Annotated in this window: 2 protein-coding genes; both read right to left on the bottom strand. The window is 43.7% G+C overall.

The genetic code is table 11. From position 1 onward, the window contains the following. Positions 1 to 200: translation initiation factor IF-2 N-terminal domain-containing protein (locus A3761_RS02455; protein WP_156491523.1), on the bottom strand; the 200-nt coding region annotated here is incomplete at its 3' end. Between the two features lie 24 nt (positions 201 to 224). Then, positions 225 to 824, bottom strand: a 600-nt coding sequence (locus tag A3761_RS02450; RefSeq protein ID WP_231881125.1) for a helix-hairpin-helix domain-containing protein, incomplete at its 5' end; no start/stop codon positions are given.

Genomic DNA, 824 nt, shown 5'->3' with positions numbered 1-824 from the left:
TTCAGTGTGATTTTCTTAGGCTCGTCATTTTCTTCGCCATGACTTTTCTTTAAGAAAGTCAGCAAAGTTTGCTTTTCTTCATCAGTAACAACCGAGCTCTCATCACGAGCAGGTAAACCTGCATCCGCGATTTGCTTTAACAGTCGGTCGACCGGTGCACCTATATCATTTGCCAGTTGTTTGACAGTTACTTCAGACATGATTAATTCTCCTGACTCCCGTCTTTATTCCTGGTTTTCAAACCAAGGTGCTCGTGCAGTCATAATTAACTGCCCGGCTTTTTCTTCATCCATCTCATCGACTTCCATTAACTCATCGATAGACTGTTCTGCAAGATCTTCCATCGTGACAATACCTTTACTAGCAAGAACCAAAGCCAAATGCTGGTCCATGCCGTCCATTGCCAATAGATCCTCTGCAGGCTCTTTACCTTCGAGTTCCTCTTCGGAAGCCAAAGCTTTATTCAATAAGGCATCTTTTGCACGACGACGTAACTCTTCAACAATATCTTCATCGAAGGCGTCAATCTCTAACATTTCCTCAATCGGTACATAGGCGACTTCTTCTAGTGAAGTAAAGCCCTCATTTACCAACTCAGTCGCCAAGTCTTCATCTACATCAAGCGTTTCGATAAACAAGTCAACATACTTGCCAACCTCTTCTTCCTGCTGCTTACCTGCATCTTCTTCAGACATAACGTTCAATTCCCAGCCGGTCAATTCACCAGCCAGACGAACATTTTGCCCTGCTCGACCGATTGCCATAGCCAAGTTATCTTCAGATACCGCAACGTTCATGGAATTTGTTTCTTCGTCTACTACGAT

The sequence above is a fragment of the Oleiphilus sp. HI0123 genome (assembly GCF_001635315.1).
The sequence above is the reverse complement of the archived record's forward strand: the minus strand, read 5'-3'. Positions and strand labels throughout refer to the sequence as shown.